Consider the following 18,040-nt stretch of genomic DNA (forward strand, 5'->3'; position numbering starts at 1 on the left):
CAGTCATCTCAGGGTGACTGGCCCTTTGTTTTAAATATGTACCATGCAACCCTGAGCTATGAGCGGCTCCAGTACGGCGGGTATCTGGGCAAAGTTGTTCCAGCGCAGGTCTAACCGTCGCAAACGGGTCAATGCCGCCATGCTGTCAGGCAGGGTAGTCAGACGGTTAGCGCGCAGGTCTAGCGTGCTCAGGGCTGCCAACTGGCCAAAGTCCGCCGGTAACTGCTGTAGCTGATTCGTACGCAGGTTGAGCTGAGTCAGGTTGGCTAACTGGCAGAATGCAGCCGGTAGCTGATTGATGGCGTTGTTTTCCAGATCCAGTACGGCCAGTTCAGACAACTGAGCTATTTCATCCGGCAGCGTGGTCAGACGGTTTTTCATCAGATGCAGTTCCCGCAGTGCGGTCAACCGACCGATGGTGGCAGGCAACGCACTAATCTGATTGTTGTAAAGCCGCAGTTCTTGCAGATTACTGAGCTGCGCAATAGCCGCCGGCAGCTCACTGATCTGGTTATCCGTCACGTTCAGATAGCGCAGCTTGTGCAGCTTCCCCAGCTCAATGGGCAGGTCGCAAAAGGCGTTGTCGCTCAAATACAAATAGGTCAGCTCACGCAGTTCACCCATGCTTGCAGGGATACTGGTGGCTTTATTGTGGCCGCAATCCAGCATGGCCAGCCGTTTAAGTTGACCAATTTCGCTCGGTAACTCATTGAGCTGGTTGCAGGAGATATTCAATACCTGCAGGTTGCGATGTTGCAAAATTTGCATTGGGAACTGGTGAAGTTGATTGTCGTACAGACTGATTTTCAGCAGAGAGTTGCCCCGTAGGCTGGCATCCTCCAGATTCTCCAATCCCTGGCCGTCGAGATCCAGTGCTTGCGCATTGGGGTTTTGCTGTGGGTGTTGATGAAGCATCGGTGGCTCTCCATTTGCCGTAACGGCGACTGGAGCTGAGTTTATCAGGGGGGAGGGTGGAGCGTAAAAAAATGCCGACCGCGTTAACGGCCGGCAGCAGTATATTTTACTCGACGCGCAGGATACGACTGGTATTGGTGGTACCCACGGTTTCCATCACGTCACCCTGGGTGACGATCACCAGATCGCCTGAGACCAGGAAGCCTTTATCACGCAGGCGGTTAACCGCGTCATTGGCCGCGATAACGCCGTCATTATGGCTGTCGAAGTATACTGGCGTAACGCCGCGGTACAGCGCAGTCAGGTTCAAGGTGTGTTCATGGCGTGACATGGCGAAGATCGGCAGGCCGGAGCTGATACGTGACATCATCAGCGCGGTGCGGCCTGACTCGGTCATGGCGATCAGTGCGGTAACGCCTTTCAGGTGGTTGGCAGCGTACATTGAAGACATGGCAATGGCTTCTTCAATGTTGTCGAACTGCACGTCCAGACGGTGTTTGGAGACGTTGATGCTTGGGATTTTCTCTGCACCCAGACAAACGCGTGCCATAGCCGCCACGGTTTCTGCCGGGTACTGACCAGCGGCAGTTTCAGCAGACAGCATTACGGCGTCGGTACCATCCAGCACGGCGTTCGCCACGTCCATCACTTCGGCACGGGTAGGCATCGGGTTGGTGATCATCGACTCCATCATCTGGGTCGCGGTAATCACGGCGCGGTTCAGGGTACGGGCACGGCGGATCAGTTTTTTCTGGATGCCTACCAGTTCCGGATCGCCGATTTCGACGCCCAGATCGCCACGAGCCACCATCACTACGTCTGAGGCCAGGATAATGTCATCCATGGCTTCGTCGCTGCAAACGGCTTCGGCACGTTCAACCTTGGATACGATCTTGGCGTTGCAGCCTGCATCACGCGCCAGTCGACGTGCGTAGTTCAAATCTTCGCCGGTACGCGGGAAGGAAACCGCCAGGTAGTCGACGCCGATTTTTGCCGCGGTGACGATATCGGCCTTGTCTTTCTCGGTCAGGGCTTCAGCGGACAGGCCGCCACCGAGTTTGTTGATGCCTTTGTTGTTGGACAGAGGGCCGCCAACGGTGACTTCGGTAAACACTTTCATACCCTGAACTTCGAGCACTTTCAGTTGTACGCGGCCGTCATCAAGCAGCAGTACGTCGCCGGGTACCACGTCGGCAGGCAGGCCTTTATAGTCGATACCGACTTTTTCTTTATCGCCTTCGCCCTTGGACATGTTGGCATCAAGCAGGAATTTATCACCGATGTTAAGGAAGATTTTGCCTTCCTTAAAGGTGGAAACACGAATTTTCGGCCCTTGCAGGTCACCCAGAATAGCGACGTGGCGTCCCAACTTGGCAGCAATTTCGCGCACTTTGTCAGCGCGGATCTGGTGGTCTTCTGCAGTGCCGTGGGAAAAGTTAAGCCGAACTACGTTAGCGCCGGCAGCAATGATCTTTTCCAGATTATTGTCGCGGTCTGTAGCCGGACCCAGGGTGGTAACAATTTTGGTTCTTCTGAGCCGTCTGGACATGTATTACTCCGTTGACTGGTGAAGCAAATTATTGGTGTTGCGATAACGTCGGATAACGAAACCAGGAGCGAAATGTAATTTTACTACACTGATATTTCACCCGGGTTACCCGCATGAGCGTTTTTTAGGGTACTGCCTCTAATGCTGCCGTTCAGATGACTTTGAACGACAGTTTTTTTCACATCGGTTACGAGTCGAAACTGTTGGGGATAACCACACCCTTATCAAAGCGCGATTCTTTCAACGCTTCCTTGACCCGCTTCAAGTTATCTCTGAATTTGGCCCCTCTACGCAAGGTAAATCCGGTGGCTAGCACGTCGATGAGCGTTAATTGTGCAATTCGCGATACCATCGGCATATAAACGTCGGTGTCTTCCGGGACATCGAGCAATAATGCCAGCGTGGCTTCATGAGCCAGTGGGGTGTCGTGTGAGGTAATGGCTATGACCGTGGCATCGTTTTCACGCGCCAGTTGCGCCATTTCCACCAGGTTCTTGGTGCGGCCGGTATGGGAGATGAGTACCACCACATCCCCCTCGCTGGAATTCATGCATCCCATGCGTTGCATGACGATGTCGTCGAAATAGACCACCGGAATATTGAAGCGGAAAAATTTGTTCATCGCGTCGTGAGCCACGGCTGCCGAGGCACCCAAACCGAAGAAAGAGATTTTTTTTGCCTGGGTAAGCAAGTCAACCGCACGATTGATTGCTGCAATATCCAAATTTGCCTTTACTGTATCAAGACTGGCCATCACGGATTCGAAAATTTTACCGGTATAGGAAGCAACGCTGTCATCTTCCTCCACGTTACGGTTTACGTACGGGGTGCCGTTGGCCAGGCTTTGGGCAAGATGCAGTTTAAAATCGGGAAAACCCTTGGTATCGAGACGGCGACAAAAGCGGTTGACGGTGGGCTCGCTAACATCCGCCATCCGGGCCAGCGTAGCGATACTGGAGTGAATGGCGGTCTGCGGGGAGGCGATGATCACCTCGGCGACTTTTCGTTCAGATTTGCTCAGCAGTTCCAGATGGCTCTGGATTTTTTCCAGCGTATTCATATAACGAGAGTCCACTCATGGGTTTTGTCGATTTCAATCAAAGGAGAAATCAATGCCGGTTTAGTGAAAATATACTACGTGCTGGTAACCGTTGGCAGTGTCGACAGAGGGTATGCAGAGTTTTTTCATCAGAACATGACCTGTGTCTAACTTTCATAATGGTAAAAGAGCATCAAAAAAGACTGAAAATTACAGTTTTTAGTTCAGCCAGCGACGTTTACTACCGATAGCGCATAACACTGCAATTTTTGGGGCTTTTTTTCTACTTTTGATCCGGGTTTACTGGCCGTAGTCAAAGAGAGTACATTAGTAATGTAAGAAAATTACAAATATCCTGCAACGAGGAGATGAACATGGCGGTAACCTCTACAGCCCAGGCGTGTGACCTGGTTATTTTCGGCGCGAAAGGCGATTTGGCGCGTCGTAAGCTGTTGCCTTCCCTGTACCAGTTAGAGAAAGCCGGTCATATCCACCCGGATACCCGCATTATTGGCGTCGGCCGTGCCGAGTGGGATAAAGAAGCCTACATCAAGGTGGTCAAGGAAGCGCTTGGCACCTTTATGAAAGAAAAACTCGATGACGAACTTTGGGCCACGCTGAGTGCGCGCCTGGATTTTTGCAATTTGGATGTGAACGACAGCAAAAATTTTGCCAAATTGGGCAAAATGCTGGACCAGAAACATCGCACCACTATCAACTACTTTGCGATGCCACCCAGCACTTTCGGCGCGATCTGCAAAGGGTTGGGCGAAGCCAAGCTGAACCACGAGCCGGCACGCGTAGTGATGGAAAAACCACTCGGTACCGATCTGGCGTCTTCGTGCGTGATCAACGATCAGGTGGCGGAATATTTCAACGAATCTCAGGTTTACCGTATTGACCACTATCTTGGCAAAGAGACGGTATTGAACCTGCTGGCACTGCGTTTTGCCAACTCACTGTTTGCCTCCAACTGGGACAATCGTACCATCGACTCGGTGCAAATTACCGTAGCGGAAGAGGTGGGTATTGAAGGTCGTTGGGGTTACTTTGACCAGGCTGGCCAGATGCGCGACATGATCCAGAACCACCTGTTGCAAATTCTGACCATGATCGCCATGTCACCTCCGGCGGATCTGACCACTGACCGTATTCGTGATGAGAAAGTAAAGGTGCTGCGCTCACTGCGTCGCATCAATCAGACCAATGTGCGCGAAACCACGGTGCGTGGCCAATATACTGCCGGTTTTGTGCAGGGCAAAAAGGTCCCTGGTTACCTGGAAGAGGAAGGGGCGAACAAAAGCAGCAACACCGAAACCTTCGTCTCTATCCGTGTCGATATCGACAACTGGCAGTGGGCCGGCGTGCCGTTTTACCTGCGTACCGGTAAGCGTTTGCCGACCAAATGCTCAGAAGTGGTGGTCTACTTCAAGAACCCACCGCTGAACCTGTTCAGCGATTCTTACCAGCAACTGCCGCAGAACAAATTGACCATTCGTCTGCAGCCGGATGAAGGCATCGAGATCCAGGTGTTGAACAAGGTTCCTGGTCTGGATCACAAGCACCGCCTGCAAACCACCAAGCTGGATCTGAGTTTCTCGGAGACCTTCAACCAGGAGCACGTGGCAGACGCCTACGAGCGCCTGTTGCTGGAGACTATGCGTGGTATCCAGGCGCTGTTTGTGCGCCGTGACGAAGTGGAGGAAGCCTGGAAGTGGGTAGACTCCATCATGGACGCCTGGAAAGCGGATAATGAAGCGCCGAAGCCGTATCAGTCCGGTACCTGGGGCCCGGTAGCCTCGGTGGCGATGATCACCCGCGATGGCCGTTCCTGGAACGAGTTCGAATAACGACCCGGCCGGCAGTTTATCTGCCGGCATTTTTTTGCCCGCACGTCTGGGCGCAACATCACTTGGGGTACGGCCGGACGCCCGCGAGACTCCGTGGGCCCCTGTGGCAGGGGCGTGCCATTGATAACCTGTAAGTAATGGAGAAGTAACGATGAAAAACTGGAAAACCAGCGCAGAACAGATCCTGACCGCCGGTCCGGTAGTTCCGGTGATTGTGATTAATAAGCTGGAACATGCGGTGCCGCTGGCCAGGGCGCTGGTCGCCGGTGGCGTGCGCGTATTGGAAGTCACTTTGCGCACTGCCTGCGCGATGGACGCGATCCGCGCTATCGCGGCAGAGGTGCCGGAAGCGATTATCGGTGCCGGTACAGTGCTTAACCCGCAGCAGTTGCAGGCGGTGAGCGAAGCCGGTGCGCAATTCGCTATCAGTCCGGGCCTGACAGAGGCGCTGCTGAAAGCCGCTACCGCAGGCAGCATTCCATTGATTCCGGGTATCAGCACTGTTTCAGAACTGATGCAGGGCTTGGATCACGGCCTGTGTGAGTTCAAGTTTTTCCCGGCTGAAGCCAACGGCGGCGTTAAGGCACTACAGGCGATCGGCGGCCCATTCCCGCAGGTACGTTTCTGCCCGACCGGTGGTATCACCCCAAACAACTACCGTGATTACCTGGCGTTGAAAAGCGTGTTGTGTATTGGTGGCTCCTGGCTGGTGCCGGCCGACGCGTTGGAAAATGGCGACTACGAGCGCATTACTGAACTGGCACGTACTGCGGTGAGTGGCGCCACGGCATAACCCGCGCCGGGGCTGGTTTTGACGATTATTTGTTCGGAAAAACTTAAACGGAGGTTCAACGGCTCGTTGGGCCTTTTTTTATTTTTAAATTCCTTAACTTTCTTATTTATAGACTATTTTTTTGCTGTTTTTGTGAAAATGGCGGTTTGCTTTATGATTGTTGCTATGGTACAACTATTGCAGTTGAAATTTTACTTGATGAGGATATTGGGCAAATCGCACCCGTGTAACAAGATTATGTGCGACTGAGAATAGAGAATACTTATGATGACAACTAATGGAATTACCCTCAGAACCTCTACTTGCCAGCTTTTCCTGTCTGCCATCCTTGCCAGTGAGCATCACTGGTGCAGCGAGCTATAGCGTCTTTCTCCCTTAACCGGTGCTGATGACAGGCTCAGTCCTCCGTCATTAGGCGTAACCGGGCAAACATTCTTATTACGTTTGGGTCAGTTTATCCCCAGGGATCTCTGCGTCTTCAGCGCCTGTTTGCGCCTGTCTGACGAGATAAATCGGGATAAATATGCCTTAGCGTGCGTTATTCGCCGTTTGGGAGAGAAATCATGATTTATTGGATCTTTTTAGGTTTGGCTATCGTGACCGAAATTATCGGTACCCTGTCAATGAAATACGCCAGCGTCAGCGGCGGCATGACCGGTCATATTGTGATGTATGTGATGATCACTGCATCATACGTCATGTTGTCATTGGCGATTAAACGCGTTGCCCTTGGCGTTGCTTACGCGCTGTGGGAAGGGATCGGTATCCTGTTTATTACCTTGTTCAGCGTATTGTGGTTCGATGAGCCGATCTCGGCCTTGAAGGTGCTGGGTCTGGTGACGTTGATCGCCGGGATCTTGTTGGTGAAGTCCGGTACCCGCAAACCACGAAAACAGGCCAGCCCGCGAGGTGACAACCATGCAACAGCTTGAGTTGTACCACATTGGGTTCTTGGGACTGGCGATTGTGTTGGAAATTGTCGCCAACATCTTCCTGAAAATGTCGGACGGTTTCCGTAAAATCTGGTTAGGCCTGCTTTCATTGCTGTCGGTGCTGGGGGCGTTCAGTGCTCTGGCACAGGCGGTGAAGGGGATAGACCTGTCGGTGGCTTATGCATTGTGGGGCGGTTTCGGTATTGCCGCGACAATCGCCGCTGGCTGGATCCTGTTTGGCCAGCGGTTGAATGCCAAAGGATGGATTGGTCTGGTGTTGTTACTGGCGGGGATGGTGATCATCAAACTGGCTTAATCAGCAGCAAATACGACCAAATAAAACCGCAGGCGTTATCGTCTGCGGTTTTTTGCGTTACAGCGCGGCAATGATTTTGATTTCAACCTTGTACTTCGGGTTCATCAATTTGGCTTGCACGGTGCAGCGCACTGGGGCGCTACCCGCAACTACCCAGGCATCCCAGGCGGCGTTCATCGCAGCAAAATCGGCACCGTCGGCCAGAAAAATGGTGGCGTCCAGCACCCGGCTTTTATCTGACCCAACGCGTGCCAGGATCACGTCAATTGCTGCCAGGGCGTTAGCAGTCTGCGCGGTCGCATCATCATCCAGATTTTCCGGCACGCTGGTGTAATAAACAGTGTCGTTATGAACTACGGCTTCAGACCAGCGATCGGCAGGATCAATTCGTTCAATATTCATTCGGTTATCTCCATATCATAGTCACGTGTAGGGTATCACAGCCATCGGCAGAAATACTCGACGTTAAAGTCGGTGGTAGCCGCGCGGCAGGATTGGCATAATCAACGCTGAATAATTCCTGCAGAGAGATAGCGTGACAGACGATTTCGCAACAGACGGCGCCCTGGCGCAGGCAATCAAGGGTTTCAAACCGCGTGAAGCACAGCGGCAGATGGCGGAAGCGGTCACCGAAGCCATTAACTTCAAGCAGGAGTTGGTGGTCGAAGCGGGCACCGGCACCGGTAAAACCTTCGCCTACCTGGCACCGGCACTGCGGGCCGATCGCAAAGTGATTATTTCCACCGGTTCTAAAGCGCTGCAGGATCAGCTTTATGCACGCGATCTGCCCACCGTTGCCAAGGCGCTGAACTACAAAGGCAAGATGGCGCTGTTGAAGGGGCGATCCAACTACCTGTGTCTGGAACGTCTGGAACAGCAGTCGATGGCCGGTGGTGAACTGGCCGGACAGGCGCTGATCGACCTGGTCCATCTGCGCAAATGGTCATCAATGACCAAAGAGGGTGACATCAGCAGCTGCAGCGACGTGGCAGAAGACAGCTTCGTCTGGCCGCTGGTGACCAGCACCAACGATAACTGCCTGGGCAGCGACTGCCCGCTGTATAAAGATTGCTTTGTGGTCAAAGCCCGTCGCCGTGCTATGGATGCGGATGTGGTGGTAGTGAACCACCATCTGTTCCTGGCCGACATGGTCGTGAAAGAGGGCGGCTTTGCCGAACTGATCCCCGAGGCCGATGTGATGATCTTCGATGAAGCACATCAGATCCCGGACATCGCCAGCCAGTATTTTGGCAAACAGCTAACCAGCCGCCAGTTGCTGGATCTGGCCAAAGACATTTCCATTGCTTACCGCACCGAAGTGCGCGACGCGGCGCAGCTTCAAAAAAGCGCCGACCGTCTCAGTCAAAGTACCCAGGATTTCCGCTTAATGCTGGGAGAGCCAGGCTTTCGCGGTAATCTGCGCGAGGTACTAAGCCAGCCTAATGTGCAGCGCGCCTTGCTGTTGCTCGATGATGCGCTCGAACTCTGCTACGACGTAGTCAAGCTGTCCCTCGGCCGTTCAGCCTTGCTGGATGCCGCCTTCGAACGCGCCACGCTTTATCGTGCGCGCCTCAAACGTTTGAAAGAGGTGACGGAACCGGGTTTCAGTTACTGGTATGAGTGCAACTCACGCCATTTTGTTTTGGCGCTGACGCCGTTGACGGTGGCCGATCGTTTCCGTGAGCTGTTGGATGAGAAACCAGGCAGTTGGATTTTTACCTCGGCAACCTTATCGGTTAATGAGCAAATGGGGCATTTTACCGATCGTCTGGGCCTGAACAAGGCCAAAACCTTGCTGCTGGCCAGCCCGTTCGACTATGCGAAACAGGCATTGCTGTGCGTGCCGCGCTTTTTGCCGTCACCGAACCAGCCGGGTGGTGCCCGGCAATTGGCGCGTATGCTGCGGCCATTGATTGAGGCCAATAATGGCCGCTGTTTCTTCCTCTGTACCTCGCACCAGATGATGCGTGAATTGGCGGAAGAATTCCGTGCAACCATGACCTTGCCGGTGTTGTTGCAGGGGGAAACCAGTAAGGGCCTACTGTTGGCGCAATTTGTTGAGTCCGGTAACGCGCTGCTGGTGGCGACCAGCAGTTTCTGGGAAGGGGTTGACGTGCGCGGCGACGCCCTGTCGTGCGTGATTATCGACAAGCTGCCGTTTACTTCGCCCGACGATCCTTTGTTGAAAGCGAGGATTGAAGATTGCCGGCTGCGCGGTGGTGATCCTTTTAACGATGTGCAATTGCCGGATGCGGTCATCACTCTGAAACAGGGCGTTGGGCGCTTGATCCGCGATACCGACGATCGCGGTGTGTTGGTGATCTGTGATAACCGCCTGGTGATGCGGCCCTATGGCGAAGTATTCCTCAACAGCCTGCCGCCGACGCCACGTACCCGTGATATCGCCCAGGCGATTGCCTTCCTGCAGGCGGAGCGCTAGCGGATAGGCGTGACCACAGGGCTATGCTACAATGCGCGCCCTGTATGAAAAACCCTGTTTTTTTCCCGCCTGAGGTTGGCATGTCCACGCGAATTTTAGCGATCGATACAGCGACGGAAGCCTGTTCCGTTGCCATCTGGAATCAAGGCGAAATCCACGCCCTGTTTGAACTGTGCCCACGTGAGCATACGCAGCGCATTTTACCTATGGTGCAGCAAGTGTTGGCGGAATCCGGCGTCATTCTTAATCAACTCGATGCTCTGGCCTTTGGCCGTGGGCCAGGGAGTTTTACCGGCGTGCGTATTGGCATAGGTATCGCGCAGGGTCTGGCACTGGGAGCCGGCCTGCCGTTATTGGGCATATCCACGTTGCAGACTATGGCGCAAGGTGCCTGGCGCGTCACCGGGGCAGATCGAGTGCTGGCGGCGATAGATGCGCGCATGGGTGAAGTTTACTGGGGCCAATTTGAGCGTCAGCAAGACGGGCATTGGCTGGAAAGCGAAGGTGAAGCGGTACTTTCACCCCCGCAGGCGCTGGCGCGTGCGCAAGGTCTGCAGGGGCACTGGGTGCATGTTGGCACCGGCTGGCAAACCTATCCGGATCTGGTCACCGGTTCCTCGTTAAGCTTGAGCGATGGCCAAATGCTGTTGCCGCAGGCGGAAGATATGCTGCCGTTGGCGTTGCATGCCTGGCAACAGGGGCTGGCGGTAGCGGTAGAAAATGCCGAGCCGACCTACCTGCGTAACGAAGTCACCTGGAAAAAATTGCCGGGGCGTGAATAGCGCGGCCTATTGTGCTTTGCTGGCGATCGGCATATGAATGAACTGCAACTTGCTCGGTGAAATGATGTCAAAGTTACAGCTATTTCAGGAGATTGCGACGATGCTAACCCGCACTGTAAGTAAAAAAATGGCGCTGCTGGCTATTGCCGGTGGCGCGTTTGCGTTGTCGGGCTGTGTTACCGTGCCCGATGCAATTAAAGGCAGCACGGAAACGCCGGTGCAGCAGTTGTCCTCGGTGCAAAATGCACCGAACCTGTTTGTGGGGGCAGAAGCCCGTTTTGGCGGCACCGTGGTGAATGTTGCCAATGAACAGGGGCGTACGGTGCTGGAAATTGCCGCCGTGCCGCTTGATTCCGGTGCCCGACCGATTTTGGGCGAGCCTTCACGAGGACGTTTGCTGGCCTCGGTTAACGGTTTCCTGGAGCCGGTTGATTTCAAAGGTCAGTTGGTTACCGTGGTAGGGCCAATTACCGGCGTCAGAGACGGCAAGATTGGCATGACGGCGTACAAGTTTGTCACCATGAACGCCACCGGTTATAAACGCTGGCACCTTAGCCAACAGGTGATGATGCCACCAGCACCGATGGGCCCATGGGGCTGGCGTAGCGGTACCTGGGGCCCTGGCTGGGGCGTGGGCTACGGGTGGTACAATCCAGGTCCGGTGCAGGTGCAAACCATAGTTACCGAGTAGTGTTCGCGAGAGTTAAGAATTTTGATAGGGCGGCTACGGCTGCCTTTTCTTTTGGCGCAGGGAAACGGCGCCAATTAGTGACGTACATCGCAACCTTAATATTGTTTAAAACTCAGACTGGTCTGCTGAGTTAAAATATTGTTATGGTTTGGCTGCATGTTTAGAGGCTGCGATGATAATGAATAATGATTTCAGGAGTAATACCTTGGATAAGGTTTGGTTAAAACGTTACCCGGCAGATGTTCCGGCAGAGATCGACGCCGATCGTTATTCATCTTTGGTCGAAATGTTTGAAAATGCGGTTCAGCGTTACGCGGATCAACCTGCTTTCATGAACATGGGTGAGGTCATGACCTACCGTAAGCTGGAAGAGCGCAGTCGAGCTTTTGCCGCTTACCTGCAAAATGAATTGGGTCTGCAGAAGGGTGACCGCGTTGCCCTGATGATGCCGAATCTGTTGCAGTATCCGATCGCGTTGTTTGGCATTTTGCGAGCCGGTATGGTGGTGGTCAACGTCAACCCGCTGTATACGCCGCGTGAACTGGAGCACCAATTGAACGATAGCGGTGCCAGCGCCATCGTGATCGTCTCCAACTTCGCCCACACCTTAGAGAAAGTGGTGTTCAACACCCAGGTAAAGCACGTGATCCTGACGCGAATGGGCGACCAGCTCTCCGCCGCCAAAGGCACGCTGGTTAACTTTGTGGTGAAATACATTAAGCGGTTGGTGCCGAAATACCATTTGCCGACTGCTATTTCTTTCCGCAGTGCACTGCAACGCGGACGCCGGTTGCAGTATGTCAAACCCGATATCATCAACTCTGACCTGGCATTCCTGCAATATACCGGTGGCACTACCGGTGTGGCGAAAGGCGCGATGCTGACGCACCGCAACATGCAGGCTAATCTGGAGCAAGCCAAAGCAGCCTATTTGCCGCTGTTTCGTGAAGGGCAGGAACTGGTGGTGACGGCGTTGCCGCTGTATCACATTTTCGCGTTGACGGTGAACTGCCTGCTGTTTATCGATCTGGGGGGGCGCAATTTGCTGATCACCAACCCGCGTGATATTCCGGGAATGGTCAAAGAACTGGGTAAATACCCGTTCACCGCCATGAGTGGGGTGAACACCCTGTTCAATGCGTTATTGAACAATGAGGACTTCCACAAGCTGGATTTCTCCACGCTGCGTTTTTCCGTCGGCGGTGGCATGTCCGTACAGAAATCGGTGGCGGACAAGTGGGAGAAAACTACCGGTAAACACCTGCTGGAAGGATATGGCCTAACGGAATGCGCACCGTTAGTGTCGGGCAACCCTTATGATCTGAAACACTACAGCGGCAGCATCGGTTTGCCGGTGCCGTCGACGGATATTCGTCTGGTGGATGATAATGGTAATGATGTGCCGGTCGGCGAGCCGGGTGAACTGTGGGTTAAAGGGCCGCAAGTTATGTTAGGCTACTGGCAGCGGCCGGATGCCACTGATGAAGTGTTAAAAGATGGCTGGCTCGCGACAGGCGATATAGTTACAGTGGACGAGATGGGCTTTGTGCGCGTCGTCGATCGTAAGAAAGACATGATCCTGGTTTCCGGTTTCAACGTATATCCGAACGAGATTGAAGATGTGGTCAGTCAGCACCCTAAAGTGTTGGAATGCGCGGCGATTGGCGTGCCAAGTGACGTCTCCGGTGAAGCGGTCAAGATCTGCGTGGTGAAGAAAGACGAATCCTTGACCAAAGAAGAGCTGTTGACCCATTGTCGTCGGCAGCTTACCGGGTATAAAGTGCCTAAAATTGTTGAGTTCCGCGACGAGTTGCCGAAGTCTAACGTCGGTAAAATTTTGCGGCGAGAACTGCGTGATGAGCAGAAAAAACCTGTGGCGGCCGATGCCGCCTAGGCTATCATCTACGCCTTACAGATCAACAACGCCGGTGAATGCCGGCGTTGTTGTGTTTGAATCATGAAAGCGACCAAGAGAATGACGTTTTGAACTATCAGTTGATCACTACCGATGCCGGATTGCAGCAGGTCTGCGAGCAGGCGAAAAAGCATGCCCAGATTGCGCTGGACACCGAATTTGTCAGAACGCGCACTTACTATCCGCAGTTAGGCCTGATTCAGTTATACGATGGTGAACAACTCTCCCTGATTGACCCCTTGCCAATCAAGCAGTGGCAGCCGTTTATCGAGCTGCTAAGCAACACCCAGGTGGTGAAATTCCTGCACGCCGGCAGTGAGGATCTGGAAGTATTCCTCAACGCGTTCAAAACGCTACCGACGCCAATGGTGGACACCCAGATCCTGGCGGCCTTTACCGGTCGACCAATGTCTTGTGGCTTCGCAACCCTGGTGGCAGAGTACATGCAGGTGGAGCTGGACAAAAGCGAAGCCCGGACCGACTGGCTGGCGCGTCCGCTGACGGAAAAACAGTGTGTCTACGCCGCTGCTGATGTGTTCTATCTGTTGCCAATGGCCAAACGGCTGGTGCAGGAGACGGAAGAGGCCGGTTGGACGGCGGCTGCCGGCAATGAATGCCTGCTGTTGTGTCAACGCCGTAGCGAGACGCTGGCGCCAGAGTTGGCCTACCGCGAAATTACCAACGCCTGGCAATTACGCCCCCGCCAGTTGGGTTGCTTGCAGAAACTGGCTGAATGGCGACTGCGTCAGGCACGTGAGCGTGATCTGGCGGTGAACTTCGTGGTTCGTGAGGAGAATCTCTGGCAGGTAGCACGTCATATGCCAACCTCGTTGGGTGAACTGGATTCGCTGGGGCTGAGCGGCCCGGAAATTCGTTATCACGGTAAAACGCTGGTGGCGCTGGTGGCAGAGGCCGCCGAGCTGGAAGAATCGGCATTGCCGGAGCCGTTACCGAACCTGATCGACCAGCCGGGTTATAAGAAAGTGTTTAAGGAAATCAAAGCGGCGATCGTCATTGCCAGTGAGAAAAGCGGGTTGAGCAGCGAATTGCTGGCATCACGTCGGCAGATTAACCAGTTGTTGAACTGGCATTGGAAATTGAAGGTTGGCGACAATTTGCCAGAATTAGTCAGCGGATGGCGCGGTGATTTATTAGCGGCGCCACTTCAGGATATTTTGAAGGATTATTAATCGGACTGTGAAAACGTTGGGGTAGGGTAAGGAAACCCTGCTCTGATAATGTATTAGAAATAATCGAAGTAGAGACTCTTACCGGCAGCATTTACTTTAAACAACCGTGACGCAAGATTAATTGAGATTAATCCCAAAGGATAAAAACGTTTATTAAGTCTTTTTTATCTCAATAACTGGTTATGCATACAGTCACCCCCTGTATAAAATACACAGGGGGTAATTAATGCGTCACACTCATTTAGTTACTTCTTCCGATTCCGGTAATGTCACGTTGAGTTCAAGCACCGAAATATCGTCCCCTTTCTGCTCAAACTGCACGTGCAGCATTTCAGGGTCGATTTGAATGTATTTGCAAATTACCGCCAGAATATCGCGTTTCAAATCAGGCAGATACGGGGGCTCACTGTCCCCCCGACGACGCTCCGCGACGATAATCTGCAGCCGTTCCTTGGCTATATTGGCTGTCTGCTTTTTGCGGGACAGAAAGAAGTCTAGTAATGCCATGGTTTATCCCCCAAAAAGGCGTTTCAGGAAACCCTTCTTCTCTTCTTCAATGAAGCGGAAGGGGCGTTCTTCCCCTAACAAGCGGCTAACGGTGTCATCATAGGCCTTGCCGGCGTCTGATTCGGCATCAAGGATCACCGGTTCACCCTGGTTGGAGGCCCGCAGCACGGACTGGTCTTCCGGGATAACGCCGACCAGTGGAATGCGCAGGATTTCCAGGACGTCTTCCATGCTCAGCATATCGCCACGGCTCACGCGGCCCGGGTTATAGCGAGTCAGTAGCAGGTGTTCCTTAATCGCCGACTCGCCTCTTTCAGCGCGACGGGATTTGGACGACAAAATGCCCAGGATACGGTCGGAGTCACGTACTGAGGAAACTTCCGGGTTGGTGGTGATGATGGCTTCATCTGCGAAGTACAGGGCCATCAGCGCGCCGGTTTCGATACCTGCAGGAGAGTCACAGACCACGAAGTCAAAATCCATCTCGCCCAAATCGTTGAGGATCTTTTCAACGCCTTCACGGGTCAGCGCGTCTTTATCGCGCGTTTGCGAAGCTGGCAGGATAAACAGGTTATCGGTGCGCTTGTCTTTGATCAACGCCTGGTTCAGCGTGGCGTCACCCTGAATGACGTTAACGAAATCATAAACAACCCGGCGTTCACAGCCCATGATCAGGTCAAGATTCCGCAGACCGATATCAAAATCGATCACCACGGTTTTCTTACCTTTTTGGGCCAGGCCGGTAGCGATGGCCGCGCTTGAAGTGGTCTTGCCAACGCCCCCTTTACCCGATGTAACAACAATAATGCGTGCCATGAAATGGATTCCTTGTCAAAAGGGCTTAATTTAAAGGTTGTATGGTTAAAGCGTTATCCAACAGGCTGAGTCGTACTGCCTGCCCGACATAGTCGGACGGGATTTGGTCGCTCAACCAGTACTGCCCTGCGATAGAGACTAGCTCAGCACCCAGGTGCGTGCAAAAAATCTGGCACTGTGTATCACCTGAAGCACCAGCCAGCGCACGACCGCGCATCATGCCGTAAACGTGAATATTGCCGTCGGCAATTAATTCAGCGCCGGCGCTGACGCTGCTGGTCACGATCAGATCGCTGTTGCGGGCATAAATCTGTTGGCCGGAACGAACAGGGGTACTAATGATGCGCGTCTTGGCGGGGGCGTTGGGATCCACCGCCGGAGCTGACGCGGGCGCCGATTCCGGGGTAGCCATCTTCTGGCCTTTGCCTTCGTTCAATAACGGCAGCCCGGCACGGGCTATTGCACGTTTTTGCCGCTCATCTCTGCAACCGCTGATGCCCACAACGCGCAGCCCTGCTGCCGTGACAGCCTGTTGAAGTTCTTTCCAGTTTGCGTCGCCGTTCAGCGTTGCAACGTTGATAACAACAGGGGCATTTTTCAAAAAAGCGGGCGCTTGCTCGACTTTTTCTTGTAACGCCTGACGTATTACCTCGGGTTCCGAATTATACAAATGAACAACCGATAGGGTAAAACTGCTGCCTTTTAGCTCAATTGGCGATTGTGACATCTATCCTGACTCAGTCTCAGCAACTTTAAATCCCCGGAATACCAATCGGGGTGCGATATTCCGAAGTACTATAAGCATGTTATAGTCAGAGTTATATCCAGGCAAGACGCTGCCCCAATTAAATAGAGTTAAAAACATGCTTTGTGTGATCTATAGAAGCTCGAAACGCGATCAAACTTATCTTTATGTCGAAAAAAAAGACGATTTCTCCCGAGTACCGGAAGATCTGCTGAAAAGTTTCGGCACGCCGCAATTGGCAATGGTGCTTTCTCTTGAGGGACGGGAGAAATTAGCCTCGGCAGATATTGAGAAAGTGAAAGAGGCCCTGAAAGAAGAAGGGTTTTATCTGCAGGTTCCACCGCCTCTGGAAAATTTATTAAAACAGCACTTGTCTGACGACAAAAAATAACCGTCGTTGGTGTGCAGGGGCTACTCTGGATCAGTAACCCCAAACTGACAAAGGAGCTGGGTGATGAGAGAGTCGGCGAAGACAGCGATAGTGGCTCTGCTGGCACTGGGAACTGGCGTCTGTCCGCAACTGATGGCACAGGTCGCTTCACCAGTCACAACTGCTGCGCCAGCACAAAGCACGTTGGCTGAAACCGGTCGCGATCCGGCACAGTTCCCAGCCTATATTGAACAACTGAAACGTCAGGCGCTGGCGCAGGGCATTAGCCCGGCTATCGTCGACAGTGCTTTTGCCAACGTGCATTTTGTCGATCGAGTGATCAAGGCAGACCGCAATCAGCCGGAAAAGAAAATAACTCTGGATGATTATCTAAAACGCGTATTGCCACCGGCCAAAATCGCGCAGGGCCGTGCTCTTTACCGGCAATATCAACCCCAGCTGTCTCGCGTTACCGCTCACTACGGTGTTCCTGGGCGTTATGTGGTGGCGCTGTGGGGGATGGAAAGCGCCTTCGGCAAAATCCAGGGGCGTGAGGATGTGATATCTGCGCTGGCTACACTGGCGTTTGAAGGTCGTCGTGAAGCCTTCTTCAGCCAACAGCTCATGGCAGCACTGCAGATCCTCGAACAGGGGCATGTCAGTCGCGAACAATTGAAAGGCTCCTGGGCCGGTGCGATGGGCCAGTGCCAGTTTATGCCGACTTCATTCCTGAACTATGCGGCGGATGGTGATGGCGATGGCCGTATTGATATCTGGAACAACGTTGACGATGTGTTTGCCTCTACGGCCCGTTATCTGTCGCGTGAAGGTTGGCAACCGGGCGTGGGCTGGGGCAGGGAAGTTATACTGCCTGCCGGTTTCAGCAGCGAGAACCTGGGGCTGAAAGTTAGCCAGGCCCACAGCGTCAATGAATGGCAAAAGCGTGGCGTGCGCCGTGCAAATGGTTCACCTTTGCCGCATTCTACCCTGCGCAGTTGGGTGATTACGCCGGATGGCATGCAGGGCCGGGCGTTCATGGTTTATGACAATTTTCGCACGATCATGCACTGGAATCGCTCTTACTATTTTGCCATCGGTGTGGGTATGATGGCTGACGGTATCGGGCAATAAGTCAGGGCCAGAGTACCTCCACCCGCGCGTGGGATAACGGGTTTAGCAAGCTAAGCCCC

18 protein-coding genes are annotated in these 18,040 nt (G+C 53.4%); 11 read left to right on the forward strand and 7 right to left on the reverse strand.

All coding sequences use genetic code 11. The annotated features are described in order from the left end of the window. Positions 1 to 30: 30 nt before the first annotated feature. The 3 genes from ACUTQ5_RS07025 to ACUTQ5_RS07035 form a co-directional block, all read right to left on the reverse strand. Positions 31 to 915, reverse strand: a complete 885-nt coding sequence (locus ACUTQ5_RS07025) for a leucine-rich repeat domain-containing protein (protein WP_445650654.1) — start codon at positions 913 to 915, stop codon at positions 31 to 33. A 106-nt stretch (positions 916 to 1,021) separates the two neighbouring features. Further along, the gene (pyk, locus tag ACUTQ5_RS07030) at positions 1,022 to 2,464 is read right to left on the reverse strand and encodes a pyruvate kinase (RefSeq protein WP_012145494.1); all 1,443 of its coding nucleotides are present in this window, start codon (positions 2,462 to 2,464) and stop codon (positions 1,022 to 1,024) included. Between the two features lie 187 nt (positions 2,465 to 2,651). After that, positions 2,652 to 3,524: a MurR/RpiR family transcriptional regulator gene (locus ACUTQ5_RS07035; protein ID WP_445650655.1), complete on the reverse strand. Its 873-nt coding sequence runs from the start codon at positions 3,522 to 3,524 to the stop codon at positions 2,652 to 2,654. A gap of 353 nt (positions 3,525 to 3,877) precedes the next feature. On the opposite strand from ACUTQ5_RS07035, the gene zwf reads away from it, so the two are divergent. From zwf to mdtI, 4 genes are all read left to right on the forward strand, one after another. Then, complete coding sequence (gene zwf, locus ACUTQ5_RS07040; protein ID WP_445650656.1) at positions 3,878 to 5,353, forward strand: glucose-6-phosphate dehydrogenase; 1,476 nt, start codon at positions 3,878 to 3,880, stop codon at positions 5,351 to 5,353. A gap of 151 nt (positions 5,354 to 5,504) precedes the next feature. After that, on the forward strand, positions 5,505 to 6,146 hold the full coding sequence (locus tag ACUTQ5_RS07045; protein WP_445650657.1) for a bifunctional 4-hydroxy-2-oxoglutarate aldolase/2-dehydro-3-deoxy-phosphogluconate aldolase: 642 nt from the start codon (positions 5,505 to 5,507) through the stop codon (positions 6,144 to 6,146). Between the two features lie 563 nt (positions 6,147 to 6,709). Then, positions 6,710 to 7,078 carry a multidrug/spermidine efflux SMR transporter subunit MdtJ gene (mdtJ, locus tag ACUTQ5_RS07050; protein WP_445650658.1) on the forward strand — a complete coding sequence of 123 codons (369 nt, stop codon included), beginning with the start codon at positions 6,710 to 6,712 and terminating at the stop codon, positions 7,076 to 7,078. After that, on the forward strand, positions 7,065 to 7,394 hold the full coding sequence (mdtI, locus tag ACUTQ5_RS07055) for a multidrug/spermidine efflux SMR transporter subunit MdtI (RefSeq protein ID WP_020827249.1): 330 nt from the start codon (positions 7,065 to 7,067) through the stop codon (positions 7,392 to 7,394). Before mdtJ ends, mdtI begins: the two co-directional genes overlap by 14 nt. A gap of 57 nt (positions 7,395 to 7,451) precedes the next feature. On the opposite strand, the gene ACUTQ5_RS07060 is transcribed toward mdtI, so the two are convergent. Next, positions 7,452 to 7,796 carry a RidA family protein gene (locus ACUTQ5_RS07060; protein ID WP_445650659.1) on the reverse strand — a complete coding sequence of 115 codons (345 nt, stop codon included), beginning with the start codon at positions 7,794 to 7,796 and terminating at the stop codon, positions 7,452 to 7,454. Between the two features lie 133 nt (positions 7,797 to 7,929). Here ACUTQ5_RS07060 and ACUTQ5_RS07065 point away from each other — a divergent pair, with 133 nt between their 5' ends. The 5 genes from ACUTQ5_RS07065 (at position 7,930) to rnd (ending at position 14,412) form a co-directional block, all read left to right on the forward strand. Continuing rightward, the gene (locus ACUTQ5_RS07065) at positions 7,930 to 9,834 is read left to right on the forward strand and encodes an ATP-dependent DNA helicase (RefSeq protein WP_445650660.1); all 1,905 of its coding nucleotides are present in this window, start codon (positions 7,930 to 7,932) and stop codon (positions 9,832 to 9,834) included. Positions 9,835 to 9,914: 80 nt separating this feature from the next. Continuing rightward, positions 9,915 to 10,616 (forward strand): tRNA (adenosine(37)-N6)-threonylcarbamoyltransferase complex dimerization subunit type 1 TsaB, encoded by a 702-nt coding sequence (gene tsaB / locus ACUTQ5_RS07070; RefSeq protein WP_445650661.1) that lies wholly within the window; start codon positions 9,915 to 9,917, stop codon positions 10,614 to 10,616. A 100-nt stretch (positions 10,617 to 10,716) separates the two neighbouring features. Beyond that, positions 10,717 to 11,307 carry a Slp family lipoprotein gene (locus ACUTQ5_RS07075; RefSeq protein ID WP_445650662.1) on the forward strand — a complete coding sequence of 197 codons (591 nt, stop codon included), beginning with the start codon at positions 10,717 to 10,719 and terminating at the stop codon, positions 11,305 to 11,307. Positions 11,308 to 11,512: 205 nt separating this feature from the next. After that, positions 11,513 to 13,201 (forward strand): long-chain-fatty-acid--CoA ligase FadD, encoded by a 1,689-nt coding sequence (fadD, locus tag ACUTQ5_RS07080; RefSeq protein ID WP_445650663.1) that lies wholly within the window; start codon positions 11,513 to 11,515, stop codon positions 13,199 to 13,201. Positions 13,202 to 13,290: 89 nt separating this feature from the next. Further along, a complete protein-coding gene (rnd, locus tag ACUTQ5_RS07085) occupies positions 13,291 to 14,412 on the forward strand; it encodes a ribonuclease D (protein WP_445650664.1) in 1,122 nt (373 codons plus the stop codon). A 237-nt stretch (positions 14,413 to 14,649) separates the two neighbouring features. Here rnd and minE read toward each other — a convergent pair whose 3' ends face one another. The 3 genes from minE to minC are packed head-to-tail and all read right to left on the reverse strand — an operon-like array spanning position 14,650 to position 16,462. Continuing rightward, the gene (gene minE / locus ACUTQ5_RS07090) at positions 14,650 to 14,919 is read right to left on the reverse strand and encodes a cell division topological specificity factor MinE (protein WP_012145482.1); all 270 of its coding nucleotides are present in this window, start codon (positions 14,917 to 14,919) and stop codon (positions 14,650 to 14,652) included. A 3-nt stretch (positions 14,920 to 14,922) separates the two neighbouring features. Next, a complete protein-coding gene (minD, locus tag ACUTQ5_RS07095) occupies positions 14,923 to 15,735 on the reverse strand; it encodes a septum site-determining protein MinD (RefSeq protein ID WP_135316866.1) in 813 nt (270 codons plus the stop codon). A gap of 25 nt (positions 15,736 to 15,760) precedes the next feature. Further along, the gene (gene minC, locus ACUTQ5_RS07100; protein WP_445650665.1) at positions 15,761 to 16,462 is read right to left on the reverse strand and encodes a septum site-determining protein MinC; all 702 of its coding nucleotides are present in this window, start codon (positions 16,460 to 16,462) and stop codon (positions 15,761 to 15,763) included. Between the two features lie 136 nt (positions 16,463 to 16,598). On the opposite strand from minC, the gene ACUTQ5_RS07105 reads away from it, so the two are divergent. Together ACUTQ5_RS07105 and ACUTQ5_RS07110 are read left to right on the forward strand one after the other, a co-directional pair. After that, positions 16,599 to 16,871 carry a YcgL domain-containing protein gene (locus ACUTQ5_RS07105; protein ID WP_012145479.1) on the forward strand — a complete coding sequence of 91 codons (273 nt, stop codon included), beginning with the start codon at positions 16,599 to 16,601 and terminating at the stop codon, positions 16,869 to 16,871. Positions 16,872 to 17,003: 132 nt separating this feature from the next. Next, positions 17,004 to 17,981: a lytic murein transglycosylase gene (locus ACUTQ5_RS07110; RefSeq protein ID WP_445650745.1), complete on the forward strand. Its 978-nt coding sequence runs from the start codon at positions 17,004 to 17,006 to the stop codon at positions 17,979 to 17,981. Positions 17,982 to 18,040 lie beyond the last annotated feature (59 nt).

The sequence above is a fragment of the Serratia sp. NA_112.1 genome (assembly GCF_052691715.1).

Bases quoted from the DNA above. Each gene is read 5' to 3' on its own strand.
- ACUTQ5_RS07060 (WP_445650659.1), bottom strand. From the start codon at position 7,796: ATGAATATTGAACGAATTGATCCTGCCGATCGCTGGTCTGAAGCCGTA.
- tsaB (WP_445650661.1), top strand. From the start codon at position 9,915: ATGTCCACGCGAATTTTAGCGATCGATACAGCGACGGAAGCCTGTTCC.
- ACUTQ5_RS07045 (WP_445650657.1), top strand. From the start codon at position 5,505: ATGAAAAACTGGAAAACCAGCGCAGAACAGATCCTGACCGCCGGTCCG.
- pyk (WP_012145494.1), bottom strand. From the start codon at position 2,464: ATGTCCAGACGGCTCAGAAGAACCAAAATTGTTACCACCCTGGGTCCG.
- minC (WP_445650665.1), bottom strand. From the start codon at position 16,462: ATGTCACAATCGCCAATTGAGCTAAAAGGCAGCAGTTTTACCCTATCG.
- ACUTQ5_RS07035 (WP_445650655.1), bottom strand. From the start codon at position 3,524: ATGAATACGCTGGAAAAAATCCAGAGCCATCTGGAACTGCTGAGCAAA.
- ACUTQ5_RS07025 (WP_445650654.1), bottom strand. From the start codon at position 915: ATGCTTCATCAACACCCACAGCAAAACCCCAATGCGCAAGCACTGGAT.
- mdtJ (WP_445650658.1), top strand. From the start codon at position 6,710: ATGATTTATTGGATCTTTTTAGGTTTGGCTATCGTGACCGAAATTATC.
- minE (WP_012145482.1), bottom strand. From the start codon at position 14,919: ATGGCATTACTAGACTTCTTTCTGTCCCGCAAAAAGCAGACAGCCAAT.
- minD (WP_135316866.1), bottom strand. From the start codon at position 15,735: ATGGCACGCATTATTGTTGTTACATCGGGTAAAGGGGGCGTTGGCAAG.
- zwf (WP_445650656.1), top strand. From the start codon at position 3,878: ATGGCGGTAACCTCTACAGCCCAGGCGTGTGACCTGGTTATTTTCGGC.
- mdtI (WP_020827249.1), top strand. From the start codon at position 7,065: ATGCAACAGCTTGAGTTGTACCACATTGGGTTCTTGGGACTGGCGATT.
- ACUTQ5_RS07075 (WP_445650662.1), top strand. From the start codon at position 10,717: ATGCTAACCCGCACTGTAAGTAAAAAAATGGCGCTGCTGGCTATTGCC.
- ACUTQ5_RS07110 (WP_445650745.1), top strand. From the start codon at position 17,004: ATGGCACAGGTCGCTTCACCAGTCACAACTGCTGCGCCAGCACAAAGC.
- ACUTQ5_RS07105 (WP_012145479.1), top strand. From the start codon at position 16,599: ATGCTTTGTGTGATCTATAGAAGCTCGAAACGCGATCAAACTTATCTT.